Raw genomic sequence first — 26,010 nt, forward strand, 5'->3', positions numbered from 1 at the left:
TTCCCCCGCTGCCGCTCCGGCCTCCGCCGGCAGCCGACCGGCCTGCCCGTCGACGAGGCCTGCGGCGTTGGTTCGGCCGAAGCTGAGAACTGTGGCGGCCGGCTCCGCAGTCGCGACGTCGCCGCCCCAGGCCCACCCCGATCTGCCCTTCAGGCGCTGTATGTGTGTAGCCAGCTCTTTTCGGCTCAGCCCGATGGGGAGACAAGCGCGGCGAGGCTGGTTGCGAGGTATCCGATAGGCCCCAAGCGAGCTGGGTCCACCAAGAACGCGACGGCCCCCAGGACGACAGCCGTCGGCCGGACGATGCGCAACAGCAGCAGAGGCAGCGGGTCGCCCCCATCGAGATACGTGATGTGAGCGACGTACGCGGTCCGCTCCGCTTTGCGGATCATCAGCATGCCGAGGAGAAGACCCAAGAGTGGCAGGGTCCAGGCGCAAATCAGCAGCCACACCGGCTTGTCAGGCTTGCTGAAGAGCAGCGCCCTTGAGGTGTTCGTGCAGATCATCACCGGCACCCAGGAAAGCAGCAGCCCTCCCATTCTCCAGATGCGGCCCGCCTGCCTGCTCGTCGGCCACCGCCGGAGAAGCGCCGTCGTCTCGTCCACCGCTTGCATCCACCGACCTACCCGAGTGGTCGGGCCCACGACCTGTGGAACGCCGCCCTTCAGCCATTCCGACGATTCGGGCGACCTGTGGGAGGGCCCCGCTCCGGCGCGGGCGCGGGCCTCAGCCTTTCTGCGCGCCTCGGCTTCCGCGAGCAACTGCTCGTCGGTGGTCAGGATGGAATGCTCATCGGTTCCGCGAGCGGACAGCGCGGACAATGCGTGGACAAAAGGATCCGGGACTTCCTCCGGGGGAGCGCCTGGTTCCTGAAGCGGCGCAGGAGGGGAGGGCTCCTCGTACGAATACGGCGCCGTGTCAGGAGGAGACTGGTAGGGATCCGCCGGGTATGCCCCGTAAAAAACTGCCGGATAGGTTGTGTAGGGATCCCGGTAGCTCCCATAGAGGTCGTAGCCGTGGGCCCCATCTCCGTACGCTGTGCTCGGGTACGGGTAGAACCCGTCGGATCTGGTTGGGCTCTGCTGAGTGCTGTCCGCTCTGTCCGCAGCTTCCATACGGACAATCGGGCTGCCCTCCGCTTCGCCTGGCGGTTCCAGCCCTACACGGGTGCGCAGCTCGCTCAGCTTCTCTTGCTGCTGTCCCAGCCGTTCTTCCGACTGTTCCAGTACCGCGTCGTACTCGTACAGTGGCCGTACTGCCGTGGGCGCGGCGACCGTGGGCTGATCATCCTCAGGCACGCGAGCGTGCGGGACATCAACGCTGTCTTCCGAGGTCCGCTGCAGGGCCCGTTGATGCTGCTCGGCAGCCTGCATGGCAGCGACACGGATCTCTTCTGCTTCCTGGCGCTCCCTTCTGGCCTGATCGAGCTGGCGTTCGGCCACCTCTTGCCGGTCTTTGGATTCCTGCAGCTCATGGGCGAACTGTTCGTGGGCTTCGGCCTTGCCCTCGGCCTTCGCCTGGGCCTGCTGGCTTTCCAGGGCCGCGCAGCGGTCCTTGAGCGAGGCGACGATGCCCAAAAGCATGTAGACCATCTGACCCACGGAGAACAGGGCGCGTTCGGCTTCGATCTGGCCCTGACGGGCTTGATCAAGCAGTATGGCGAGTTCGGTGGGTGTCTCGGGAGAAGGCTCTTCGTCCTCCTCCGTCTGGACGACCCCCTTGCCGAGTGCGGCTGCCTCGGCCTCGCGAAGGAGCCGCTCGCCTTCCCCGCGCTTGTTCTTGTTCTTGTCCGCGTAGGTGTGGAGGAGGTCGTCGAGGAGGTAGCTGGGCAGCAGCTTGCGCCCGTTGAGGAAATCGCTCCAGCTCTGACGCTTGTACTTGAACTTCTCCTCCAGCTGACGCTGGGTCGTGTCGCCCACGAGGTCTCGAAGCCACTGGGCAAAGGCGTCCGCCTCCGGGGTTTCCCCCTGTAACGGCCCGCGTTGTCGGCCAGGCATACTGGCTCGCCCTTCTTGTCCGTCCGGTCACCCCGGCTTGTCCGGCATCGACCAGGCCAAACCCCTCTGAGGTGTGACGGACAATCACATCAGGGATTTACTGGGTTTTCCAAACCCCCTCGTGCGGGGCGGGAAACCGTCAACGCGTCTGAGGCCTGCCGCCCCGGGCTAGCGACCCATCGGGGCGGCAGGGAGTACACCCCCCTTGAGGAGAGACGTGCACCCGAACCACCATGACACACCGCCCGCCGGTCAGGGCGAGGACAAGCAGCCAGCCCCCCGTCAGGGTTGGCAGCGCATCGGCGTACCCGTTCCTCCGGCGTTGATGTCAGCGAAGGCCAGCATCACCGGCAGGCCCGGTACGTACGCGGCCGCCTCCCTGGCCGGCTACATCGCCACGGGAGCGACGCACGGCAACAGCACCTGGGCAGTCGTGATCATCGCGGTCGCCATGATGGCGGCTGAAACGATCCAGAACTGCCGAGGTGGTCGCCGACTCTGAGCAATCCAGAGAAAGACGGAGCAGGGCCCTGGACGGTCAGCCGTCCAAGGCCCTGCCTTTTTGTGATCGTGAATTTCCGGGCGACCAAGGTGACGCCGACGTGGTCGGCGTGCCGTACGGCTCCTTGCCCGCAGCCGGCGGTCCGAGCGCTCGCCCCGGTGCAGCCGCCCCGACGGCCCTCCGGGCAGGCCGGAGGGCGCACGGAGGGCCTCCTCAGCGGCGGGGGCTGAAGACGACCACGTCGCCCGCCCGTTCGCCGCCCGACAGCTGGCCGTACCGGTCGGTGCGTATGTAGACGCGGTGCAGCCAGCGGTCCTTGCCGTCCCAGCGCGGGGTGAAGGGCGTACGGGCGTGGGTGGTACGGAAGTTGTCGATGATCAGCACATCGCCGGGCGTGAGCCGGACCGATTCGGTGACCTCGTCCAGCGCCTTGGACAGGGCGGCGACCGCCTGCCTGTCCTCGGCGTCCGTCGGGGCGAGGAGCTCGCGGTCGTACCCCAGCAGCGGGTCGTCCGGCTCGCCGTACAGCGGCCTGACGTTGGCTATGGCGCCGGGGTCCTCGACACCGCCGCGGAAGGCGACATCGACGCAGCAGGGCAGCTTGCGTTCGAAGAGCCGCGCCCTGACGTCCTCCGTCAGCAGCGGCACGGCCTTGCGCACGGAGCCGACCAGGGTCTCCGCCCTGCGCTCGTGATCGGCACGGGAGCAGGCGAGCATCACGTAGTTGGGCTGGAGGACGTGGTACGCCATCTCCGTGTGGAACTCCAGGAGCGTCTCGGAGGTTTCCGACGACAGGTGGTGTGCGCCGGGCGACGGATACACATCGTGGTACACCGTGCCGGCACGCAGCTCCCGGTAGCCCGTGTGCAGCCCGAGCCTGCGCCCGGCCAGGGCCAGCATCGCCTCCATGGCCAGCAGCGGGCGGTCCGCGGGAGCCGGGGTGCTCGTAGGCGTGCCGGGCAGCTCCTCGTCCGCATCGACGGGCAGGCCGCGCAGCAGCAGATAGCCGTCCTCGTTGCCATGGGTCCTGAACGCGTCGAGCGCACCGGCCAGGTCCTCCGGCAGCTGTGCGGAGAGCTCCTTCGCGGCTTCCAGGAATCCGTGGAGGTCGCCGCGCGGAACCTGCGGGAGCTGCGCGGCGAGCGCCCGCAGCCGGTCCTGGTTCGGGGTGCAGTCGATGACCGGAGTGGTCATTGCTGGTGGTCTCCTTCACTTCCGGGGCGGTGGGCGCGGGCGTACTGGTGGAGCAGCTCCGCGCCGATCTCGGTGGCCAGGAGGGAGGTGATCCCGGCGTGGTCGTAGGGCGGAGAGACCTCCATCACGTCGAAGCCGACGGGGTCGAGGTCACCGATGCAACGCAGCAGCGCAAGGAGTTCACGCGACGAAAGCCCGCCCGGGGCGGGAGTCCCGGTGCCGGGTGCGAAGGCGGGGTCGACGACGTCGACGTCCACGGAGACGTACACCGGACGTCGGCCGACCCGTTCACGGACGAGGTTCGCGGTGCCGGCCGGGCCGAGGCCGGCGAACTCGTCGGCGGTGACGATCCGGACGCCGTGCCCCCGTGCGTAGTCGAGCGAGTCCGGCTTGGGATTGTGACCGCGGATGCCGATCTGGACCATCGAGGCCGGGTCGATGAGCTTTTCGTCGATGCCGTGCCGGAAGGGCGTGCCGTGGTGGAACTCCCCGCCGTAGAAGGCCGGGTTGGTGTCGGAGTGCGCGTCGAGATGGACCACGGCGACGGGTCCGTGCTGCTCGGCGACGGCGCGCAGCCCGGCAAGTGTGAGGGAGTGGTCGCCGCCCAGCATCAGAAAGGCGGCGTTGTCGCCGAGAAGCCTGGAGAGATGGGAGCCCGCGGTCTCCATCGCGATGTGCATGTTGAACGGGGTCAGATCCATGTCCCCGGCGTCCGCGCACCTGATCAGGTCGAAGGTGCCGGGGCCGCGGTCGATGCCGACGCCGTGGATCAGCCCCGACTCGTTCCGGATGGCGCGGGGGCCGAACCGGGCGCCCGGCCGGTAGCTGGTGCCGCCGTCGTACGGGGCGCCGATCACCACCACGTCGTAGCCGTGGGGTTCGGGGTCGTGCGGCAGGCGCATGAACGTGGGGATCTGTGCATAGCGCGGTGAGACATGCGAGTCGACGCGTTCCACGGGCTCAGTCCCCCTTCTCGGTTTCCTTGACGTCCCCGGCGGTCCCGGGCTCGACGGTCTCGACGGTGATGAGGGAAGCCGCCCCGCGCGCCTTCGCGAGCGCCGCGCCGGCAGTCGGCGCATGCGCGTACACGAAGCCCACGGAGGCCGAGTTGTCCAGGCGGGAGGCCACCCGGGTGCCCGGGTCGGCGTGGAGCGCGACGGTGACGCCGCCCATCTCCTCCGCCCGGTCGATGCCGCGCACCGCGGTCAGTACGCCCGGCCGGTCGGGAAAGAGCACGACGACCGCTGCCGCCGGGGTCACGCCGTCACCGGCGATCCCCGGCCGGGGATCGCCGCCGAGCGCGAGGAGTTTGGCGGCCAGATGGGGATCGGCGCCGCAGACGTCGGCCACCATCGTGGAGATCATGTGCGCGGGGAGGCGGGTGTTGACCTCGATGATCCTGGGGCCGTCGTCGGTGAGCTTCACCTCCGTGTGGGCCGGGCCCTGCCGGTATCCGATGGCCCTGAGCGCCCGGTCCACGGCGGCGGTGACCTGTTCCCACACTCCCGGGGCGAGCGGTACCGGGAAGCTGTGGGCCTCCTCGAGCATCGTCGCGCCGTGCAGCTCCTTGGAGGTGGCGCCGTAGAAGTGCGTCACGCCCCCGGCGGTCATGGACTCCACCGAGATCTCGGTCCCGGGCACGTATTGCTCGAACAGCACATGCCCGGGTCGCGGCTGGCCGCGCAACGACCGCTTGACGTTGGACAGTTCCCGGTAGGCGGCGAGTGCCTCCGCCTCGTCGTGGCACTTGCGCACGCCGTACGAGATGGCCTCGGACGGGGGCTTGGCGATCAGTGGCAGCCCCACCCGGTCGATGGCGTCCTGCACCTCGTCGGGCGAGATGGCCAGGAGATGCGGGACGTTCGCGGGATCGTCGCCGAGCAGGTTCCGCAGCAGGTGCTTGTGGTTCGCGGCGGTCACCGCTTCCAGCCCCTGTGAGGGCAGCCCGAGGGTCTCCGCGGCAGTGGCCGTGGCCTCGGTGTGGTAGTCGGAGAACGACAGAATGCCGTCGACCAGCGGCCGTCCGTCGCTGTCGGTGATCGCGTCGATGATGGCGCGGGGGTCGTGCGTATCGGTGTGTATGACTTTGTCGACCCGGGAGAGTGGATGGTCGGCGAACGGCTTGCCGTCCGTGTACCACTCCACGCCCTGAACCAGCAGCCAGATCTCGCAGCCGAGTTCGCGGGCCGCGTGGATGCCGTCGTAGAAGGCGGAATGCAGCATCGACTCCACGAGCGCGAGCCGCTTGCCCGCGAAACCGGTGACACCCGGTGAACCGGTGTACGCCGTCATGCGGCACCCCGTTTCAGCCGGGCTGCCACCGACTCCACCACCGAGCCGGTGCTCACCTGGTCCGGATGGTCGCCGGCGACGACGGTTCGGTCGAACAGCTCCTCGACCACGAGCCGCTTGGCGCCGTGGATACTCTCCTCCGGTATGCCGTGATCGGCGAGCAGCAGGGAGAAGGAGGAGGTCGTGCCCGAGCCCTCGTGGACGCCGAGCTTCGGCCGGTTCACGGTCTCCTCGGGGAGCAGTCCCTCCATGGCGGCCCGCAGGACCCACTTGTCGCGTCCGTAGCGGCGCTTGAGTCCGGCCTCGAGTGAGACCAGCAGGTCCAGGACCTCCCGGTCCCAGTAGGGATGGGCCGACCAGTGGCCGCACACGGCCGAGAGCACCGGCGACATCTCGTTCAGCCCGTCGAAGGTGGCCATGTCGTGTGCGACGGCGGAGTCCAGGTCGGGCAGCCGGTCCTCGCGATGCATCCCGGCGAGCGGGATGTCGGCTCCGTATCCGGTGAGGATTCTGCGCCGCGGCCCGCTCAGCGCCCGGTAGAGAGCGGTCAGCGGGAGGAGGTACTCGATGATGTCAGGGTCGTGCGACTCCGCTGCCCACACCGTGTGCGGAAGCTGGGTGAGCAGATCCCGGGTCCGGAGGCTGAACTCCCCGTGACGGGAGCCCAGATGGTCGGCGACCAGCCTGGCCTGCGGGAACTCGCTGTTGGTGTCGGTGCCCATGGACACCGTGTCCAGGCTGCCGGCAGCCCGGTGGGCGAGCGCGGCGACCCCGGAGGAGTCGATGCCGCCGGACAGCACCACCAGCGGGGTCGAACCGGGAGCGAGCCTGGCCCGTACGGACGCGTCGAGTGCCGTGCGTACGGCCTCGATCGCTTCGTTCTCCTCGACGATGCGGCGCGAGACCGGCGGGGTCCAGGTCGGGTGCGTCTCACAGGTACCGCTCCTGAGGTCCATGACCATGACCGCGCCGGCGGGAACCTGGTAGAGCCCGGGCAGCCGTCGGACGCGGCGCGCCCCGGCGATCGGCAGGCCCTGCGGACTGGCGTCCCGGGCGAGCGTCTTCGCCTCGGTCGCCGCCACGACCTCGCCGCGTCCCGGACGCAGATACAGCGGTACGGAACCGGCGTGATCGGTGGCGAGGAGCATGCGCTGCCCCTCCGAGACGACCGCGGCGAAGCGCCCGTTGACCAGGCGGAAGGCATGGTGGCCGTAGCGGCGGAACAGCCTCAGGACCAGCTGTGCGTCGCCGTCGCCCTCGTCGGCACCGGGCAGTACGGAGCGGAGTTCGCCCCGGTTGTAGATCTCGCCGGCGATCAGCACGGCGGTGTCCGCATCGCGCGCGAGCGCCGGGTCCGGAGTCTGGGTGGGGTCATGCACCAGCGACACGGCGAGCGTCTGCGTGCGCAGCCGTTCCCGGAGCCTGGTGCACGTTCCTCGGGTCGCGAAGGCCGCGCCCGGTATCCGGCCTTCGCCCAGTCGGGCGGAGGCCAGAAAACCGAAGGCGGCAGGGAAATCCTGCTTCTCCATGATCAGATGCTCAGCGCCCCGAAGCCGCCGGGCCGGAAGTCGTAGGTGACGGGTACCTCGATGAGGAACGGCCGGCCGAGTTCCGTCCCCTTGCGCAGTGCGGCGAGCAGTTCCTCGCGCGAGGTCGCTCGGGCGGCCTCGACACCGTTGGCATGGGCGAGGGCGACGAAGTCGACTCCGGTGAACTTCACGGCCGGATCATGGCTGCGGTGGTGGCCGAGGTTCTGGTAGAGCTCGATCAGCCCGTTGGTGTCGTTGTTGACGACGACGGTGACGATGGGGAGTCCGAGCCTGGCGATGGTCTCGAGGTCGGCGCTGTTGGAATGGAAGCCGCCGTCGCCCGCGATGAGGAAGGTGGGCTGGCCGGGGCGGGCCAGCTGCGCGCCGATGGCTGCGGGAATGCCGTAGCCGAAGCTGGAGCAGCCCGCCGAGGTGAGGAAGCCGAAGGGCTGGTCGGCGCGGGCGAACAGCACACCGTAGTGCCGGAAGAATCCGATGTCGGAGACGATCGTGCCCTCGCCGGGCCCTGCGGTCTCGGCCATGACGGTGTTCATGGAGTCGATGACCTGGTGGACCCGCATGCCGTCCGCGTAGTTCTCCGGGTCGGCGAGGAATTCGGCGATGCGCTCGCGCAGTGGCGTGATGTCGTGGCGGACCTTCGCCGTGAGCGTGGCCGTGGCGCCGTCGAGGTGCTCGACGAAGGCGAGGACGTCGGTGACGACATCCACCGTCGGACGGTAGACCCGGGGGATCGGGTTCGGGGTCGGTGAGACGCGTACGGTCTTCTTCCCGGCGCCGCGCTGCCACATCGAGGGCCGCAGGTCCTCGGCGTAGTCGTAGCCGAGGGTAAGGATGACGTCGGCCGGGCCGAACAGGGTCTCCAGGGCGGGGAAGCCGAGGATTCCGTCCATGTAGCCGGTCACGGCACCGTAGTTGAGCTCGTGTCCGACGGGCAGCACGCCCTTGGCGATATAGGTCGTGATGACGGGGATGTTCAGCCGCTCGGCGAGAGCGCGGATCGCGGGGACGGCGCCGGAGCGGATCGCGGCGGCGCCGACGACCAGTACCGGGTGCTCGGCCGAACGCAGCAGCTCGGCGGCCTCGTCGGCCACGGTCTGCCAGCCCGGGGCGATCGCACCGGTGGGCCGGACGGGGGTGCGTGCGGGCGGGTTGGGGACGGAGGTGTCGATGCCTTCGGAGGAGCCGAGGAGGTCGACGGGCAGCGAGATGAAGGAGGGCCCGACCGGCTCGGTCATGGCGGCCGACACCGCGGAGTCCACCAGATCGGTGATCTCGTGCGGACGCTCCAGTTCCACCGCGTACTTGGCCATCGGCTTGATGACCGCCACCGAGTCCAGGCACTGGTGGGTGTCATTGGGGAAGATGTCGTGCGACTCGGACTGGGCGGCGAGCGCGATGACCGGCGAACGGTCCAGCATCGAGGTGGCGATGCCGGTGGACAGATTCGTCATGCCGGGGCCGAGTGTCGCCCAGCAGGCCTGCGGACGGCCCGTGATCCGGGCGAGCACATCGGCGGCGACACCGGCGGTGAACTCGTGCCGGGTCAGAATGAAGTCGATGCCCTCGACCTCGTCGAAGAGGATCGATGCGGCCTCACGGCCGACCACCCCGAACACCTTGTCGACACCGTGCTCGTGCAGCCGGGTGAGGAGTGCGTGGGCGGCCGTCGGTTCCGTGCTGGGTCCGGTCGATACGCGGGACATGGGTCTCCAGGTCGTTCGGCGGTGAACGGGACCCGGAAACCGTGACCGGCCCTGCTCTCCGGGCTCTCTTCCGCCGGTATCGGGGAGTGCGCGAAGAGAAGCCGGAGACGGCGGCGGGTGACACTCCTGCGGTGTCTGGAACAGCGAACCCCCATGCGGTGTCGTCCGGTTCTGCAAAGTCCGGTACGACGGTCGGCGATGATGCGGCCGTAGACGAATGGCAGGATCCGGCGGAGGCCGAACGGGCCGGCTGGACGAAGCTGGCCGGCAGCGAGGACTTCTTCCTCACCCCCGAATGGATGAGGGTCCTGCAGGAAACGGCCGGAGCCCCGATGCGCTATCTCACGGCGGCACGACCCGGCTCCGGCCCAGGGCTCGTCGCCGGCCTCCCGCTCGTGTTCGCCGACCGGACCGCCCCCTGGTCGCTCGGTCGCACCGATCTGCTGATGCGGCACTGCGCGGCCGAGGACATGGACGGCGCTGCCGCACTCCTCTCCGCCTTCGACGGCGCGGACCGCCTGATGCCCTCGCTGATGTGCGGCGGCCGGCACCTCGGCCGCACCCGTCTGCTGGTGTCCGGGGCCGCCACGGCCGAGGACGCCCACCGCGTCGTCGAGCGTGCCGAGCACATCGCGGCAGACATGGGCGCCGCCTCCGTGTGCTTTCCGTATCTCGACGCAGGGGACCGGATGGTCGCCGGAGTCCTCGAGGCCCGTGGATATCTCTCGCACACCTCGGGCGAGTTCGCCTCCCTGGACATCCCGGCCGGAGGCTTCGCGGAGTACGCGCTCGGTCTGCCGTCCCGTCGCTCGCGCCGGGTCCGTGCCGAACGCCGCCGTATCGAGGCGTCCGGCGTCCGGATCACCCTGGCTCCGCTGGTGACGGACGAGATACCCCGGCTCGCGGAGCTGGAGACCGAGCTGTTCGCCAAGTACGGCATGACCGGCTGGGATCCGCGGCGCTCCGCCGCCGTGCTCACCGCGGCGCAGCAGGAACTGGGCCCCCGCGCCCTCGTCAGCAAGGCGGTGCACGACGGGCGGATCGTCGGCTTCGGGCTGATCCTCGGCCACGGCGGCCACTGGTTCGCCCACCGGGCGGGATTCGACTACGCGCGCCAGAGCGCGCTCGGTCTGCCGCTCTACTACGAACTCCTCTACTACACCCCCGCCGACCATGCCCCGGCCCACCACGTCACGCGCATCCACTACGGGATCGGCAGCACGGCGGCCAAGGTCTCGCGCGGCTGCACTCTCTCCACGCAGTACCTGTATGTGAAGGAGCTCGGCCGATGACCGGCTGGAACGGTGCCGTTGGGCGGATCGCGAACCCGTCAGGACGGCGCGGCGGGCACATCAGGACGGTGGCCTCGGCCGACGTCGACTCGCTCGACCCCGCCCGTACCTACTACGTGTGGTCCTGGCTGCTGCAGCGCACGATGCACCGCACCCTCATGGCGTTCGCCGCCGACCCGGCCGTGCAGGGCGTCGTCCCGGATCTGGCGGAGGCACCGGGCGCGGTCTCGGACTCCGGCCTGACCTGGACGTACCGCATCCGCTCCGGTGCGCGGTTCGAGACGGGGGAGGAGATCACCTCGTACGACATCAAGTACGCGGTGGAACGCGTCTTCGCCCAGGACACCCTGCCCGGCGGGCCCGTCTATCTGCTCGACCTGCTCGACCACGGCGGCTACCCGGGCCCCTACCGCGACGGCGCCGACGGACTCGAGGCCGTCGAATGTCCCGACGAGCGCACCCTGGTCTTCCGGCTCCGGCGGCCCTTCGGGGACTTCGACCATCTGATGGCCCAGCCCAACACCGCGCCCGTTCCCCGCCTCCGGGACACCCGCGAGACGTACGGGAGCGCGCCGGTGTGCTCGGGCCCGTACCGGATCCGGAGCTACGAGCCCGGCCGGTCCCTCCATCTGGTCCGCAATCCATACTGGGACCCGGCCACGGACCCCGTGCGCTCAGCGCTCCCCACCGAGCTCACGGTCGCCTTCGGGATCGAGGTGAACGAGCTCGACGACCGTTTGCTGGCGGGCGAGTTCCACCTCGACGTGGAGGGCCGGGGCATCCAGCACGCGGGGCGCGACCGTGTGCTCGCCGCACCGGACCTGCGGGCGTGTGCGGACAACCCGGCGACCGGCTTCCTGCAGTACATCACCGTGCAGCGCGCCGTACCGCCGTTCGGTGACGTGCACGCCCGACGAGCGGTGTTCCACGCCGCCGACAAGGCCGCCCTTCTCGAGGCCCGCGGAGGCGCCGGCGTCGGAGGGACGCTCGCCACCTCGCTGATCCCGCCGACCCTGCCCGGCCACACGGGCAGCGACCGCTACCCGTCCGGGACCGATCTGACGGGCGACCTCGACGCAGCCAGGGCGGAACTGGCCGCCGCGGGACTGCCCGACGGCTTCCGCACGGCGATCGGCACCCAGCCCGGCAAGTTCGAACTCGTCGCCCGCGCACTGGCCGTTTCGCTGGCCCGTGTCGGCATCGAGGCCGAGGTGAAGGTCCTCGACACCGCCTCCTACTACCGGTCGGGGCTCGGCAGCCCGGCCACCGTCCGCGAGCTGGGGCTCGGCCTCGGTGTGACCGACTGGGGCGCCGACTACCCGACCGAGTACGGATTTCTCGCCCCGCTCATCGACGGGCGGCAGATCAAGCGTGGCGGTGGCAACTTCAACTTCGCCGAGCTCGACGACCCTTATGTGAACCGGCTCGTCGACGAGGCTAACGCCGAGCCGGACGCACAGCGGCGCAGGGAGCTGTGGGAGCGCGTCGAGCGGACCGTGATGGACCACGCCGTGATCCTCCCCATGGCCCACGACCGCACCCTGCACTACCGTCACCCCGCCCTGACCAATGTGTACGTCCACCCCGCATTCGGCCTCTACGACATCCAGGCCCTCGGGCTCGTCGGCGACAGCGAGGATGTCCCGGCCGGGGGAGAAGGCAACAGGTGAACGCGGTCTTCACGGCACTCGACCCGCACCATGACGGGCACATCGACGCGGTGTTCGCGCTGCGCACGGAAGCGGCACGCCAGGACACCCCGCAGCTCCCGATGCCCTGCCGGGCCGACCTCATCGGTTCCGTCCGGGTCCCCCCGCCCGCCACCCGGGTGGAGGAGTGGCTGGTCACGGAGGGCGGCGACGCCGTCGCCTCGCTGCGCCTGGAGTTCCCCACCGAGGAGAACACCGCGGCCGTGACCGCCACCGTCCTCGTCGTACGGCCCCGTCTGCGGCGTCGGGGGATCGGCCGCAAGGTCGCGGACTTCGCCGGCACCCGGGGCAAAATCGACGGACGCACCAGACTGCTCCTCCTCGCCGACGCGACGGCGCGGGCCCGGGAAACCGTCCCCGGGGCCCGTTTCGCGGACACGCTCGGCGCCCGGGCGGTCATGACCCTCGACCATCTGCGCCTGGATGTCGTCGATGCGCCCGCCGCCACCGCCGTACCGGAGGGCTACACGGTCCGCACCTGGGGCAGCACGGTCCCCGACGACCTCGTCGCCGAGGCGGCCAGGCTCGAAGCCACGCTCTCGGCGGACGCCCCGACCGGCGAGCTGGACTGGGAACCGCCGCCCGCGGCGATCTCCCGTATCCGCGACTTCGAACGCATGCGGATCGCCCGTGGCCGGCGGGCCCACCAGACCGGCCTGTGCCATGACGGGTCGGGCCGCCTGGTGGCCTGGTCCGCGCTGTCCATGACCACCGCCAACCCCGACAACGCCCTCCAGGCGGTCACCGTGGTCGACCCGGACCTTCGCGGTCATGGCCTGGGGCGGCTGGTCAAGGCCCTCAACCTCCGGCACGCCCGGGCAAGCGAGCCGTCGCTGCGCACCATCGACACCTGGAACGCCGTGGGCAACGTCCATATGCGCAGGATCAACGAGGAGTTCGGCTTCCGGTCGGCGGGCAGCCGGCGGATGTGGGAGCTGGACATCTGAGGCCGGAAGGACCCTGATGCACCCCTGCACATGTCCCCGGCACGGGCCGCCCCCGGGAGGCCTTCGACTTTCGGCCATTCCTGGGCGGATATCGATCGGTCGGCCCGGTGCGAATATACGTTCGGAGTCTCGACGCATGGTCGAGCCGGAGTCGAATCGACTCGGCCCGAACAGCGCAATGGGGCGGGCGATCGTCAATGCCGCAGGGAATGCCCCTGTCCGGAATCACGCGGCTGAGGAGAGTGCGAAGAGAGCACGCCCATAGGATGCGCGCATGGCACGAGAGGGATCTTACGGGGATTACTTCTTGCAGGACAGGCGGCGGTCTCGACGTCGCTTTGTCATCGGCGCCCTGGTGTCACTCGCGGCCATTGCGGCGATCGGTTACTGGGGGTACAGCACGCTGATCGCCGGCGAGTCCGAGGACCCGGAGGTCAGGGAGGCCGGGGCGCGGCTGAACACGTTCCTCGAGGCGTGGGAGTCGGGAGACGCCGGGAAGGCCGGCTCGTACACGGACACTCCCGCGCATGCCGAGTCCCTCATCACGTCCGTCATGACCAATCTGAAGCCGTCGAAAACAGAGGCGACGGCCGAGGGCGGGAAACGCAGCGGTGAAGGGGATGTTCGTATTCCGTTCACAGTTGCGATGGAGATTCCCGGAGCCGGTGACTACACCTGGGATTCGACCGCAAAGGTCGTGAGGAAGCAGGGTGAATGGCAGGTGGAGTTCAGTACTCCGCTCATCCATCCGCAGTTGGTACCCGGTCAGACTTTGGCCCTGCAATCGCATGAACGTGCCGCCGTGCTCGATGCGAATGGAGAGGTCCTGCAGGCGCCCTCGATCGTCGGTGCGGTCGACCCGAAGAGCGGAAAAGGCATCTCCGGGCTGGAAGCCCGCTACGACAAGCAGCTCACGGGAGGTGCGAGAGGAGCGAAGTCCGTCGCCGTCGTGGACCGTGCGTCCGGGCGTGCCGTGAAGCGGCTCAGCAACACCGGCGGCGCCAAGGGCGTTCCGGTGAAGACCACCATCGACCCGAAGGTCCAGAAGGCAGCCGCCGAAGCGCTGGACGGAGTGGGGAAGAACGCCGCCGTCGTGGCGATCGATCCGGCCACCGGCCACATCCTCGCCGCTGCCAACAGGCCGGGGGGGATGAACCGGGCCCTGGAAGGACGCTATCCGCCGGGCTCCACGTTCAAGGTGGTCACCGCGGCCGCCCTGCTGAAGCAGGGGATGACCCCCGGTGACACCGTGGAGTGCCCCGAGTTCGCCCATGTCAACGGCCAGCGGTTCGAGAACCAGCACCGGTTCACCCTGCCCCGGGGCTCCACCTTCAGGGACTCGTTCGCCAAGTCCTGCAACACCTTCTTCGTCAACGCACGCGGCAAGCTGGGTGATTCGTCGTTGCACGACATGGCCGGGGCCTTCGGTATCGGCGGCACCTGGGACGTCGGCGTCACCACCTACGACGGCAGTGTGCCGGTCGCGACCGGCGACAACGACAAGGCGGCCGCCACCATCGGACAGGCGCGCGTCCAGGCGTCCCCGTTGGTGATGGCGTCGATCGCGGCGACGGTGAAGGAAGGGAAGTTCAGGCAGCCGGTCCTCGTTCCGGACGCGGTGAAGAAGAAGTACGAGGCGGTGCACCGGCTCGATCCCCAGGTCGTGGCCGGCCTGCGCGCGATGATGCGCGCGACCGTCACCTACGGCGCCGGCCGGGCGCTGAAGGACGTTCCGGGCGAGGCGTACGCGAAGACGGGCACGGCGGAGTTCGGCAGCGAGGTCCCGCCGCGCACCCACGCCTGGATGATCGGTTACCAGGGCGGGAAGAACCTCGCCTGGTCGGTCCTGGTGGAGGACGGCGGCTCGGGTGGATCCGACGCCGGCCCCATCGCGGCCAAGTTCCTCGAGTCAATCGGCTGAAAGGCGCAACCCCCAGGTCTCACGCAGATTCCCCTGCGGAGCGCTCCGGATCACGAAAGGCAACGACCGTGGGATTCGACGACGCATCACGCACAGTGGTGCGCCCTACCTCCGCGGAGGGCGGGGTGCTGAGGTTCGTCCGTACGGACGACTTCGACTCCCTCGACCCGGCGGACACGTACTACGCCTACACCTGGAACTTCATCCGGCTGATCGGGCGGTCCCTGGTGGGCTACCGCACGGACGACGACGGCAGGCCCCGCCTCGTTCCCGACCTCGCCGAGAGCCTGGGCACCCCCTCCCCCGACGGCCGGGAGTGGACCTACCGCCTCCGCAGGGGAGTGGCCTTCGAGACCGGCCGCCCCGTCACCTCGCACGACGTGCGCCACGCCGTGCTGCGCGCCAACTTCCCCGAGGCGGTGTACCGAGACGACGGTGCGCCGGCCACCCGGGGCGGGCCGCAGTACTTCCGCCAGTATCTGACCGGCGCAGCCAACGGCATCCAGTGCCCGGACGATCGGACGATCGTCTTCCGGCTGAAGGAGCCGTTCTCCGGATTCGACTGTCTGGCCGCCCTCCCGACGACGATCCCCGTCCCCGAGGAGGCGGACAACTACCCCCACTACCGCGAACGGCCCGTGTCGTCGGGGCCGTACCGCATCAGCTCGTACATACCCGGCAGCGAGGCCCTGCTGGTGCACAACCCCCACTGGGACAGGGAGACGGACCCCCTGCGCACCCGGGGGCCGGAGCAGATCCACGTCCGGCTCGGTGTCACCGGGCCGGAGGTCGACCGCATGCTGCTGGCCGGTGAGGCGGACATCGATCTGGCGGGCGTCGGGGTGCAGCCGGAGACCCAGGAGCGGCTCCTCGCCGACGACTCCCTGAGGGAGCACGTCGACAATCCACGCACCGGATTCGTCTGGCTCTACTGCATCAACCAGAACATCGGCCCGCTGACCAACGTCCACGCCCGCAGGGCGGTCCAGTACGCGACGGACAAGTCCGCGATGCGCGCCGCCTACGGCGGTGAACCGGCCGGCGACATCGCCACCACTCTGCTGCCGCCCACGGTGGCGGGCCATGAACCGCACGACAGATACCCGGTCGGGCCCGACGCCACCGGTGATCCGGAAGCGGCGCGACGTGAACTCGACCTGGCCGGAATGCCGGACGGCTTCCCGGTCCGGATCGCGGCCCGCGAGGACCGGCGCAAGGAATGGAACGCGGCCATGGCCCTTGCCGCCGGCCTGGCCCGCGTGGGAATCGACGCGGAGGTCGTCGCCTTCACCTCGGGCGACTACTTCACCACCTGCGCCGGTGTCCCCGCCTATCTGAGGGAACACGGAATCGGCATCGTGATGTTCGGCTGGGCCGCCGACTTCCCTGACGGTTTCGGGTTCCTCCAGCAGATCGCCGACTCCCGTGCCATCAAGGAGTCGGGCAACCAGAACCTCGGCGAGCTGGCCGACCCCAAGATCGACCATCTGCTCGACGAGGGCATCGCCACGGCCGACCCGGATGAGAGAGCCCGCATCTGGGCGGAGGTGGACCGGCTGGCGATGGACAGCGCCGTGATGTGTCCGTACATGTACGTGAGATCCGTGGTGTACCGGGGCGAAGGGGCATCGAACATCACGATGTCACCGGCATACGGTATGTATGACTACGCGATGATCTCGGCCACGCCGGGATAGCCGGTCCGTCGGCGGGCAGATCCCGCAGCTGAGCGGCAGAACGACCAAGGGGGGACGCGAAGCAGCAGACGTGCGGAAATACCGCCGAAGCGCACTCGCCCCCCGACATCATGCGCACCCACGAGGGGGGGAAGTACCTTGAACAGCGCAAGACGTCTGACGGTCCAGCTCCTCGGACCCGTGGCATTGCTCAATGCAGGTGTACCGATACCGATCCAGGGGCAGAGGCAGGTGCGATTCCTCGCGGCCCTCGCACTGAAACCCGGACAGGTCGTCACCAAGGAAGCGATCATCGCGGACTCCTGGGACGGTGAACCGCCACGTACCGTCTCGGGACAGCTCCAGACATCCACCTGGCGCATTCGCACCGCCTTGGAGGCGGCTGGTCTGGCGAGGGACGTACTCGTGTCCCACCGGCTCGGATACCAGCTGCACGTTCCCGCCGTGCGCATCGATCTCTTCGTCTTCCGCGAGGCGGTCAGAGAAGTCCGCGAACTCTACGCGCGTGGGGAGTTCGAGGCCGCGGGGCAGCGCATCGACTCGGTACTGGCGATGTGGAAGGGTGCCGCACTCACGGACGTCACCTCCGGCAGGCTCCGCCTCCATGCCGAGAGCCTGGACCAGGAGCGGACGGCCGCGATCGAACTGCGGGCCCGGATCGACATAGGGCGGGGGAAGTTCGAGGACGCGATCGCGCAGTTGCTGGAGCTCCTGGGCCAGGATCCGCTCCGTGAGGACCTGTACATCGGTCTGATGAAGGCCTATTACGGCGCGGGGCGGCAGGCGGACGCCATACAGATCTTCCACCGGGCGAGCAGGACCCTGCGCGATCAGATCGGGATCAATCCGGGGGTGAAGCTCCAGGCGACGATGCAGGCCGTGCTGCAGCAGGACGAGCGCTACCTCAAGGCTGCCTGAGCGCTGTGACCGGAAGGGTCTGACGGGAAGCCCGCGGCGTCCGGCGCCCCACGGTCTCCCCGGGTCCGCCACGGCCGAGGGGAAGCACCGCAAGGCGGTGGGGACACTCCCCCTGGCTCCGCCGGGGGTGCCCCCACCCGGCCGGAGGCCGGGGGAGACCATCCTCGTACCGGATGTACTCGGGTGATGCGGCAACGCAGGGCGGGGGCCCCAGTGTGGTTGCCGGGGGAGTGCCGTGCAGGCGTCACGAGCCCGAACCTGTCCGGTCAACGCACCAGTGCGGTGACCGGACAGGTTCACGGGCTCGGCCGGCGGGATCGCGACCGGTTCACGAGGCAGGGGGCAGCCCCGTCGGCCCGGCGAGCTCTGCCGTGATGTCGAGCGGTTCGTACGGCTGCGGTGCGAGCACCCGGGTCCCGGCCGCCGTGCCCCGGGCCCGCACTGCCCCGGCGAGCGCCGCGACGGCCGCATCGCCGCCGCGGACCGCCGCTGCGCCCGTCGTGCCGAGCGGGGACACCATGTCGTCGTGGTGACTGGGGATCAGCAGCGGCGGGTCCCCCAGTACAGCGAGCAGCCGGTCCAGATAGCCGTGCACGGCGGAGTGCGAGGTCATGCCGACCACCGCCACATCCGGTCGCAGGCCACTGAGTTCGCGGGCGATGTAGTTGCTGGCTCCGGAGAGCAGGACGGTCGGGCCGTGCTCGACCGTGACCGCGTACATCAGCGTCTCGCCCTCCACGAGCTCACCGAGCGTCCCCGGGCGGGACGGGGGCGGGGCGACGAGCCGGCCGGGTGCGAAATAGCCGTGGTCCGCGCCCTGACTGTGCAGGCTCCGGAAGACCTGCACGGTGAACCCGTCGAACTGCAGATACTCGCCGCCCCTCACGGTGATCACATCCGCGACGCGCTCGCCGGGAGCCCCCAGAGCGGTGAGCAGATGTCGCGAGGAGTCGTCGCACAGCGTACGGATACGGCTGTCCTGCCACTGCGGCAGCGCGAGCAGCTGCGGTACGTCGGCGATGTGGTCGAAGTGCCCGTGGCTGACGAGGATCAGCTCCGGCGCACCGGTGAGCCGGTCGCGCACGGCCTCCGCGACCGCGGTCCTGTCGAGCCGGAGCGGGAGCCCGGGATCGAGCCTTCCGTCACTCCCGAGGCAGCGCATCCGGCTGAAGTAGGGATCGAAGAGCAGACTGCGGGTGCGACCGGCCGTTCCCCCGCCGAAGGTCAGCTCCCAGCCCGCGACTCCGAGCCAGCGCATCGTCAACGGAGCCTTCAGCGGGGCGCGCCCGGGTCCGACCGGCGCGGAGGTGGCCGTCGCGGGCGCCGCGCCTCCGGACAGCAGTCCGGCGGCCCCGGCAGCCAGGGTCCCCTTCAGTACCGATCGCCGCAGCCGCAGCATGAGCAAGACCTCCACCTGTCACCTTTGGTGACGAGGAGGATATGCAGGGCGTACGGAGCGTCAGCGTTTTCCGGCCAGGGACACTCCGGCCGTTCCCCGCGTCCGCCGGGGAACAGCCGGATCCCGCGCGCCGGAAGTCCTTGCTCAGGTGGTGTACTCGGAGTTCAGCCGTACGTATCCCTCGGTGAGGTCGCAGCCGTACACGGTGAAGTCACCGTCGGCGATGCCCAGATCGATCCCGATCACGACCTCGTCGCCGCGCAGATACTCCGTCAGGGCTTCGAGCACCGTGTCGTCGTCCGCCCGAGGCGGATAGACGGCGATGTCGCCGAAACGGATGGTGACGTCGTCCTGGTCGATGTCGGTCTCGTCCTTGCACTTCCCGATCGCCATGGCGACCCTGCCCCAGTTGGGGTCGCAGCCGTGGACCGCCGTCTTCACCAGCGGCGAGTTGACGACCGCCTTGCCGACCCGTTTCGCCTGTGCGGCGTCCCGCGCTCCGGTCACCTCGACCTGGATGAGCTTGCTCGCGCCCTCGCCGTCGGAGGCGATCATCTTCACCAGATCGAGAGCCACGCCGTGCAGCGCGGTCCTGAACTCGTCCGGGTCCACCTCTCCGGCGAGGCCGTTCGCGAACAGCGCGGCCGTGTCCGAGGTGGAGGTGTCGGTGTCGATGCTCACCGCGTTGAACGTGATGTCCATGACCTCGCGGAACAGCCTGTCCTGCACCTCGGGTGCGAGCTGTGCATCAGTGGCGAAGAAAGTGAGCAGGGTCGCCATGTCCGGCTCGATCATTCCCACCCCCTTGGCGATGCCGGTGATGGTGGCCCCGCCGACGCGGGCGGACGAGATCTTGGGGTGGGTGTCGGTGGTCATGATGGCCCGTGCGGCCGCCTCGAAGCCGTGGTCCTGTGCGAACGGCCAGGCCAGTGTGGCGACATGGTCCCTGATGCTGTCCATCGGGAGCTGACGGCCGATCACTCCGGTGGCCGCGACGAGGAGTTCCCCGGCGGGCAGCCCGAGCGCCTCTGCGACGCCGTCCCGTACCTCCAGCGCGTTCGCCGCTCCCCGGGCACCCGTGGCGACGTTCGCGTTCCGTGCCACGACCACGACCCCCCGGGCCACGCCGTCGGCGGCGGCCTCACGGGACAGGAGCACGGAAGGTCCGGCGAACCGGGACCGGGTGAACACCGCGCTGACCCGCGCGGGTTCGGTGGACAGCAGGACGGTGAAGTCGTCCCGGCCGTCGTCGCCCGCACCCACCGGCGCCACGTGAACAGCGAATCCCTTGGGCGTATCGACCATGAGGTCACCCCTCTGGATAGTCATGCATGCCGACTCATATTGATGCAAGCCTATACGGTGACGGCCTCAGGGTCCTCTCGTTCGCCGATTCCGCGCGGCGTCGGGCCCGGGCCTCGGGGTGCGCGTCGGGAGTGTCCGGCTCCGAGCCGCTCTCCACCGGTGCTGAAGGCGCCTTCGGCAGCCTGGGCACAGTCGCGCGGCCACGAGGGCGGCGTCTCGAGAGGAGTTGCCATGCCTCAGCCGGTCGGGACACTCCGGCATCAGGTTACCGGAGATGTCTACGCCGAGGTCCAGACCTTCTACGCCCAGCAGATGCGGCGGGTCGACGCACTCGACATCGAAGGCTTCGCGGACACCTTCACCGAGGACGGGGAGGTCGTCCACGCGGGTGGTCAGCGTCAGCGCGGCCGGGCGGAGATGCTCGCCGGGATGCGTGCCAACCTGCCCCGCTACCGGGACATCGCCGTACGCCACTGGTTCGACCACCTGCTGATCGAGACCGATCCGGCGGACGAGAACGTCCTGAGGGTCTCGTACTACACCCTCGTCACCCAGACCGACCGCGAGGGCCAGGTGACCTTCCAGCCCACATTCACCGTCGACGACGTACTGGTCCGGGTCGACGGACGGCTCCTCACCCGGTCGCGGGTCATCCACCGCGACACGCCGGCCACCGCGCCGGCGCAGCCCGACGCACCCTCCTCCTGACCGGGCGCCGTCGGGCGACGAGCACCCCGTGCACGGACCGGCCCCTCTCCCGGGGACCTGGTCCGCGCACGGGGTGCTCCCGGTTGCGGCCGGTGGCGTCAGTCGATTCCGCGGCAGATGTGCGGCTCGCTTCCGTCGTCGTCCGGATCGCCCGCGAGCAGCAGGGGCACCCATGCCGGCGCCGTGTCGGGCACCACGGGTTCCTGTTCCTCCAGGATCCGGTCCAGCAGGATCGTCGCCATTGACGGCTCCTCTCCGAGTGTCTGTCGTACCGGGGTCAGGCGTGGCATGCGGGCAGCCCGCCGTGAAAGGCGACCATCTCCTTGAAGGACGCCAGCACATCGATGCGCGCACCCGGGGCCAGTCCGTCCCGCTCCGCGTAGGCACGGTGCAGATTGCCGACCAGCCGCTCCGGGTCGACGAGTCCGGCGAACTCGCCCAGGTCCGCCTCCTCGGCGGCGCGCAGGGGACCGATGCCGCGCCGGGCGCCGTCCTCCGCCAGCCGCTGGACCCACCGCAGGTACGCCTCGGTCCGGTCGATCAACTCTGCGCCGCCGACAGGGCCATGACCCGGTACGACGGTGGTCGCCCCGAGCGCCCGCAGCTGGGCCAGGGCGCGCAGCGAACCTGTGATCGAGCCCATCAGCACATACGGCGTGACTCCCGACCACACCACATCGCCCGTGAAGAGGACCGAACGGTCGGGCACCCATGCGACCACATCGTCGGCGGTGTGTGCGGGACCCACCGGGATCAGCTCCACATGCACGTCCCCCGCGTGCAGGGTGAGCCTGTCCCGGAACGTGAGCGAGGGCAGTGTGAGCGGGGTCTGCCCCCACTCCACGTCCGGCCACAGCAGACGCAGTCCCAGGCCCGCCTCCTCGCTGTCGGACCGGCAGCCTTCGTGCGCAACGATCACCGAGCGTGGCGTGAACTGGCCGTTGCCGAAGGTGTGATCGCCATGGAAGTGCGTATTGACCACGAAGTCGGGGCCGCCCGGCACGAGCCGCTCGACCTCCTTCCGCAGCAACCGGGTGCGTGCTTCGGTCGCCGCGGTGTCGATCAGTACGCCGCGGTCCGAGCCGACGACCAGACCGGCGTTGTTCAGGCACCAGCCGCCGTCCGGCTGGACGAAGGCATGGACCCCCTCCGCCACCGGCCGCATCGACGGCGGCGCGCTAGCCTCTGCGGTCGCGGGCGTGGTCATCCCGCCTCCGTAGGGCCGGCGGGCAGCCGTGTGAAGACGCCCTGGTGGAAGACGAGCGGATCGGGACCGGCCTCCGCGGCGCCGAGCGCCACGACCCGGCCGATCAGCAGCGTGTGGTCGCCGGCCGCGTGCTCCGCGTCGAGCACGCACTCGAAGTAGGCCTCCGCAGAGGGCACGACCGCGTTGCCGGTGATCCCCTCGACCGCGCCGAGACGACGCATCGCGGCCGGTCCGGCAGGGCGGTCGGGGCGGCAGAACTCCTGCGCCAGATCCCGGTGCCGGTGGCTCAGCACATTCACGGCGTAGCTGCCGGCCCGGGCGACCCGCGGCCTCATCCGGCCGTCCGCCTTGACCGAGACCAGGATCAGCAAGGGGTCCAGGGACACCGACGTCAGGCTGTTCAGGGTGATGACCTGCGTACGGTCGTCGCTGCCCTGGGTGAGAAGGGTGACTCCTGTCGGGAAGCGGCCCATGGCCGCGCGGAACGCGGCCGGGTCCGGGCCGGCGAGCAGCGCGGTTGCGGGCTCGGCCGGAGTGCGGACTCCGGCCAGGGCGGGGGCATCGGTCATGGCGGGGACTTCCGTCTCTGTGCGCATCAGTAATTGCCCAGTCCGCCGCAGACGTTGAGCGCCTGCGCGGTGATCGACGCCGCCACGTCGGAGACGAGGTAGCCGACCAGCCCCGCGACCTCCTCCGGGGTCGAGTATCGGCCGAGCGGGATCTTCGCGTTGAACTTCTCGTGGATCTCCTGCTCGCTCACCCCGTAGTGGCCCGCGTAGCCCTGACGGACCCGCTGCGCCATCGGTGTCTCCACATAGCCGGGGCACACGGCGTTGACCGTGATGCCGGTCTTCGCGAGCTCCTTGCCGACGGCCTTGGTGAAGCCGATGACGCCGTGCTTGGACGCGGAGTACGGCGCAGCCAGCTCGACGCCCTGCTTGCCCCCCGTGGAGGCGATGCTGACGATCCGGCCCCAGTCGCCGTCCCGCATCCGGCCGGTGCTCAGCACCTCACGGGTGACGCGGAACGTGCCGTTGAGATTCGTCTCGATCACGTCGTCCCACAGCGCGTCCTCGATCTCGGCCGTCACCCCGCCGCCACCGCGGCCCGCGTTGTTGACGAGGATGCCGATCCGTCCGTACGCGGCGACCGCCTCACGCACCGCAGCCTGGATCTGGGCCACCGAGGTCACATCGCAGACCGTGCCGGAGACCTCGAGGCCCTCCGCGCGCAGCCGCTTCACCACGGCCCGCACATCCTCCTCGTTCCGGGCGACGCCGAACACGGCGATCCCCTGCCGGGCCAGAAGTTCGGTCACCGCGAGGCCGATCCCGCTGGTCGCGCCGGTGACGAAGGCGACCCGTCGTCCCGTATCTGTCATCGTGCTCTCCCGTCGGTCGTCCGAGTGGGTCGACCGTGGCGCCGGGTCCTTGCGCGGTTCTCGACTCCGCCTCGAACACCAGCCGTTCGAGCCGCTGTCGACGAGGGGTTGAGCGGGCGGCGCGACCGTGAGCGGGACCGAGCGTGTGACACGAGCGAGGAGGATCCGTGGCGGAGCAGACGATTCCGGACGTACGGAAGTCGGTGACGGTGGCGGCCGCGCCCGAGGAGTGCTTCAAGGTGTTCACCGAGCGGCCCAAGGACTGGTGGCCGCCGTCCCATGTCCTGCTCAAGAAGGAGCGGGTCGGCCTCGCCTTCGAGGGCGGGGTCGGCGGGCGCTACTACGAGTGGGACGTGGAGGGCAACGAGATCACCTGGGGCCGCATCCTCGAGTGGCAGCCGGGACGCCGCCTCGTGATGACCTGGCGGCTCGACGGCAACTGGCAGTCCATCCCCGACGACGAGCGGGCCAGTGAGATCGAGGTGACCTTCGCCCCGGCCGACGGGGGCGGCACCGCGGTCGAGCTGGCGCACATCAAGCTGCACAAGCACGGTGAGGGTGCACAGCGGATCTTCCAGGCGCTCGACGGTCCGAGCCCGGGGGAGACCCTCGAGCGGTTCGCCAAGCTCTTCTGAGATCCCGCTCCGGCCCGGCATCCGTGCCGGAGCGGACCGGCATGATCCGGCACGGCTCGGGGCCCCGGTCGACGTCGACCGGGGCCCCGAGCCGTGCCCGTGTCCGCGTTCCGGAGATCAGTCCGCCACGGCCTCGATGATCGAGACGACCGGGTCGGCGGTCCCGATGACCTTGGTCACCGTGAAGCCGGCAGCACCCAGGATCTCCTCGAACTCCGGCAGGGTGCGCTCCTTGCCGTTGAACACCGTCATCATCATCATGTCGATCGTCTTGCTGACGTGCGGGTCGTTCCCCGCCGGGATGACGGCGTCGATGACGAGCAGCTTGGCGCCCTTCGGCATGCCCTCGCGGGTCGCCTTCAGGATGCGCAGGCCGTTCTCGTCGCTCCAGTCGTGGAGGATCGCCTTCAGGAAGTAGATGTCACCGTCGCCCGGAACCGACTCGAAGAAGTTGCCCGGCTCCGTCTTCCAGCGGCCCGCCACCTGCGGCTCGTCGAGCAGGTGCTCCTGGAGCACGGTCTCCTGGTCGTAGAGCACACCCGTGATCGTCGGGTGCTGGGTCAGCACCGAGAGCAGCAGTCCTCCGCGACCGCCGCCGACGTCGACGACCTTGGCCCCCTCGGGGAAGGGGTACGTCTCGGCGACCAGATCGGTGAACTGACCGGAGAAGGCCGCCGTGCCCGCGTTGAAGACGGTCGCCTCCTCCGGGTGGGAGCTCAGCCACTGGAAGAACGGCGCGCCGTACATCTCGTCGAAGACCGTACTGCCCTTGCGCACCGTCTCGTTGAGCTTGCCGATAGGCCCCCAGAACAGCTCGTGGCCCAGCATCAGGAAGCTGTCACGTACGGAGTTCGGGACGCCGGTACGCAGCAGATCGGCCGACGGCGTGAGGTGGAAGCGGCCCTCCGCGTCCTCACGGAAGACCTCCCTGGTCGCCAGGTAGCGCAGCAGCCGCCGGACGTAGGGGCCGTGCAGACCGGTCAGTTCGCCGAGCTCGGCCGGCGTGCGGGGACCGTCGGCGAGGTGATCGGCGATCTTCGCCTCCGCAGCCGTGTAGAGCGAAGCGGAATACAGGAAACCCACCATGTGCACGGTCAGCTCAGCGGCGAGCTCCGCACGGTCGGACTCGGTTGCAGCCATGTGACCCTCCGTTGTCGGCTACCCCGGCCGGGCGGCCGGACGGCACGTCGTTCGACGCGCGACGGGGCACCACGGTGCACGCAGCGGCATGAGCGGCGGCGGGGGCCGGGTCGTACGCCGCATGAGCCGCAGGAGCCGTATGCGTAAGAGACCGGTCGCCGCAGCACCCGTCGGACCGCGGTCCGGTCCACGGCGATCCACAACTCCTGCGAGGGCGCCGGCCCACCCGCCCCCGTACGCCGGGTGCGGCCGTCCCCGAAAAACGGGTGCCGCGACCACGTTGCACCTCCGGCTACGGTCCCGGTCTGGTGCTGTGACCGGATGGGTTCACCGGCTCGCGACGCCCTGCACGGCGCTCCCCCTGGCTTCGCCGGGAGGCGCCCGCACGCTGCGTTGTCGAACCGCCCGAGTACATCCGGTACGAGGGCGATCTCCCCCACCGGCTTGCGATACGTCCCCTCAGCCCCAAGGGGCCGGGGGAGACCCCATGTCCTTGGCCCCGAGGGGCCGGGA

At 69.7% G+C, this 26,010-nt stretch carries 22 protein-coding genes; 9 read left to right on the top strand and 13 right to left on the bottom strand.

Going from position 1 to position 26,010, the window contains the following annotated elements:
- Nucleotides 1–185 precede the first annotated feature (185 nt).
- A complete protein-coding gene (locus tag AC068D_RS20695; RefSeq protein ID WP_478824459.1) occupies nucleotides 186–1,919 on the bottom strand; it encodes an ATP synthase subunit B family protein in 1,734 nt (577 codons plus the stop codon).
- A gap of 403 nt (nucleotides 1,920–2,322) precedes the next feature.
- Between AC068D_RS20695 and AC068D_RS20700 the strand changes: the two genes are divergently transcribed.
- On the top strand, nucleotides 2,323–2,499 hold the full coding sequence (locus tag AC068D_RS20700; RefSeq protein ID WP_478824460.1) for a hypothetical protein: 177 nt from the start codon (nucleotides 2,323–2,325) through the stop codon (nucleotides 2,497–2,499).
- A gap of 213 nt (nucleotides 2,500–2,712) precedes the next feature.
- On the opposite strand, the gene cs1 is transcribed toward AC068D_RS20700, so the two are convergent.
- From cs1 to AC068D_RS20725, 5 genes are read right to left on the bottom strand one after another with little or no spacing between them, the layout of a single operon-like run.
- Nucleotides 2,713–3,693: a clavaminate synthase Cs1 gene (cs1, locus tag AC068D_RS20705; protein ID WP_478824461.1), complete on the bottom strand. Its 981-nt coding sequence runs from the start codon at nucleotides 3,691–3,693 to the stop codon at nucleotides 2,713–2,715.
- Nucleotides 3,690–4,649 carry an agmatinase gene (speB, locus tag AC068D_RS20710; protein WP_478824462.1) on the bottom strand — a complete coding sequence of 320 codons (960 nt, stop codon included), beginning with the start codon at nucleotides 4,647–4,649 and terminating at the stop codon, nucleotides 3,690–3,692. Before speB ends, cs1 begins: the two co-directional genes overlap by 4 nt.
- A 4-nt stretch (nucleotides 4,650–4,653) precedes the next feature.
- Complete coding sequence (locus tag AC068D_RS20715; RefSeq protein ID WP_478824463.1) at nucleotides 4,654–5,985, bottom strand: ATP-grasp domain-containing protein; 1,332 nt, start codon at nucleotides 5,983–5,985, stop codon at nucleotides 4,654–4,656.
- A complete protein-coding gene (locus AC068D_RS20720) occupies nucleotides 5,982–7,514 on the bottom strand; it encodes an asparagine synthase-related protein (protein ID WP_478824464.1) in 1,533 nt (510 codons plus the stop codon). Before AC068D_RS20720 ends, AC068D_RS20715 begins: the two co-directional genes overlap by 4 nt.
- A gap of 2 nt (nucleotides 7,515–7,516) precedes the next feature.
- Nucleotides 7,517–9,238, bottom strand: coding sequence for a thiamine pyrophosphate-binding protein (locus tag AC068D_RS20725; RefSeq protein WP_478824465.1), 1,722 nt, complete (start codon nucleotides 9,236–9,238; stop codon nucleotides 7,517–7,519).
- Nucleotides 9,239–9,369: 131 nt separating this feature from the next.
- Here AC068D_RS20725 and AC068D_RS20730 point away from each other — a divergent pair, with 131 nt between their 5' ends.
- From AC068D_RS20730 to AC068D_RS20755, 6 genes are all read left to right on the top strand, one after another.
- Nucleotides 9,370–10,530 carry a GNAT family N-acetyltransferase gene (locus AC068D_RS20730; RefSeq protein WP_478824466.1) on the top strand — a complete coding sequence of 387 codons (1,161 nt, stop codon included), beginning with the start codon at nucleotides 9,370–9,372 and terminating at the stop codon, nucleotides 10,528–10,530.
- Entirely contained in the window at nucleotides 10,527–12,200 is a 1,674-nt protein-coding gene (locus AC068D_RS20735; protein ID WP_478824467.1) for an ABC transporter substrate-binding protein, read from the top strand. Before AC068D_RS20730 ends, AC068D_RS20735 begins: the two co-directional genes overlap by 4 nt.
- Nucleotides 12,197–13,186, top strand: coding sequence for a GNAT family N-acetyltransferase (locus AC068D_RS20740; RefSeq protein WP_478824468.1), 990 nt, complete (start codon nucleotides 12,197–12,199; stop codon nucleotides 13,184–13,186). Before AC068D_RS20735 ends, AC068D_RS20740 begins: the two co-directional genes overlap by 4 nt.
- Nucleotides 13,187–13,460: 274 nt before the next feature.
- Complete coding sequence (locus tag AC068D_RS20745; protein ID WP_478824469.1) at nucleotides 13,461–15,107, top strand: penicillin-binding transpeptidase domain-containing protein; 1,647 nt, start codon at nucleotides 13,461–13,463, stop codon at nucleotides 15,105–15,107.
- A gap of 125 nt (nucleotides 15,108–15,232) precedes the next feature.
- Complete coding sequence (locus AC068D_RS20750; protein WP_478824470.1) at nucleotides 15,233–16,804, top strand: ABC transporter substrate-binding protein; 1,572 nt, start codon at nucleotides 15,233–15,235, stop codon at nucleotides 16,802–16,804.
- A 138-nt stretch (nucleotides 16,805–16,942) separates the two neighbouring features.
- Nucleotides 16,943–17,722 carry an AfsR/SARP family transcriptional regulator gene (locus AC068D_RS20755; protein ID WP_478824471.1) on the top strand — a complete coding sequence of 260 codons (780 nt, stop codon included), beginning with the start codon at nucleotides 16,943–16,945 and terminating at the stop codon, nucleotides 17,720–17,722.
- A gap of 328 nt (nucleotides 17,723–18,050) precedes the next feature.
- Here the strand turns inward: AC068D_RS20755 and AC068D_RS20760 are convergent, their stop codons facing one another.
- Nucleotides 18,051–19,136: an MBL fold metallo-hydrolase gene (locus AC068D_RS20760; protein ID WP_478824472.1), complete on the bottom strand. Its 1,086-nt coding sequence runs from the start codon at nucleotides 19,134–19,136 to the stop codon at nucleotides 18,051–18,053.
- Nucleotides 19,137–19,265: 129 nt separating this feature from the next.
- Nucleotides 19,266–20,426 (bottom strand): bifunctional glutamate N-acetyltransferase/amino-acid acetyltransferase ArgJ, encoded by a 1,161-nt coding sequence (gene argJ / locus AC068D_RS20765; RefSeq protein ID WP_478824521.1) that lies wholly within the window; start codon nucleotides 20,424–20,426, stop codon nucleotides 19,266–19,268.
- A gap of 231 nt (nucleotides 20,427–20,657) precedes the next feature.
- On the opposite strand from argJ, the gene AC068D_RS20770 reads away from it, so the two are divergent.
- A complete protein-coding gene (locus tag AC068D_RS20770; RefSeq protein ID WP_478824473.1) occupies nucleotides 20,658–21,134 on the top strand; it encodes a nuclear transport factor 2 family protein in 477 nt (158 codons plus the stop codon).
- Nucleotides 21,135–21,232: 98 nt separating this feature from the next.
- On the opposite strand, the gene AC068D_RS20775 is transcribed toward AC068D_RS20770, so the two are convergent.
- The 4 genes from AC068D_RS20775 to AC068D_RS20790 are packed head-to-tail and all read right to left on the bottom strand — an operon-like array spanning nucleotide 21,233 to nucleotide 23,722.
- Nucleotides 21,233–21,376, bottom strand: a complete 144-nt coding sequence (locus tag AC068D_RS20775; protein ID WP_478824474.1) for a hypothetical protein — start codon at nucleotides 21,374–21,376, stop codon at nucleotides 21,233–21,235.
- 35 nt (nucleotides 21,377–21,411) lie between these two features.
- Nucleotides 21,412–22,341: an MBL fold metallo-hydrolase gene (locus AC068D_RS20780; RefSeq protein ID WP_478824475.1), complete on the bottom strand. Its 930-nt coding sequence runs from the start codon at nucleotides 22,339–22,341 to the stop codon at nucleotides 21,412–21,414.
- A complete protein-coding gene (locus AC068D_RS20785; RefSeq protein WP_478824476.1) occupies nucleotides 22,338–22,910 on the bottom strand; it encodes a flavin reductase family protein in 573 nt (190 codons plus the stop codon). Before AC068D_RS20785 ends, AC068D_RS20780 begins: the two co-directional genes overlap by 4 nt.
- Before the next feature lie 26 nt (nucleotides 22,911–22,936).
- Complete coding sequence (locus tag AC068D_RS20790) at nucleotides 22,937–23,722, bottom strand: SDR family NAD(P)-dependent oxidoreductase (RefSeq protein ID WP_478824477.1); 786 nt, start codon at nucleotides 23,720–23,722, stop codon at nucleotides 22,937–22,939.
- 167 nt (nucleotides 23,723–23,889) lie between these two features.
- Between AC068D_RS20790 and AC068D_RS20795 the strand changes: the two genes are divergently transcribed.
- The gene (locus AC068D_RS20795) at nucleotides 23,890–24,357 is read left to right on the top strand and encodes an SRPBCC domain-containing protein (protein WP_478824478.1); all 468 of its coding nucleotides are present in this window, start codon (nucleotides 23,890–23,892) and stop codon (nucleotides 24,355–24,357) included.
- A gap of 117 nt (nucleotides 24,358–24,474) precedes the next feature.
- Here AC068D_RS20795 and AC068D_RS20800 read toward each other — a convergent pair whose 3' ends face one another.
- Nucleotides 24,475–25,497 (bottom strand): methyltransferase, encoded by a 1,023-nt coding sequence (locus AC068D_RS20800; RefSeq protein ID WP_478824479.1) that lies wholly within the window; start codon nucleotides 25,495–25,497, stop codon nucleotides 24,475–24,477.
- Nucleotides 25,498–26,010: the final 513 nt, after the last annotated feature.

The organism is Streptomyces sp. NPDC043861 (assembly GCF_056435905.1).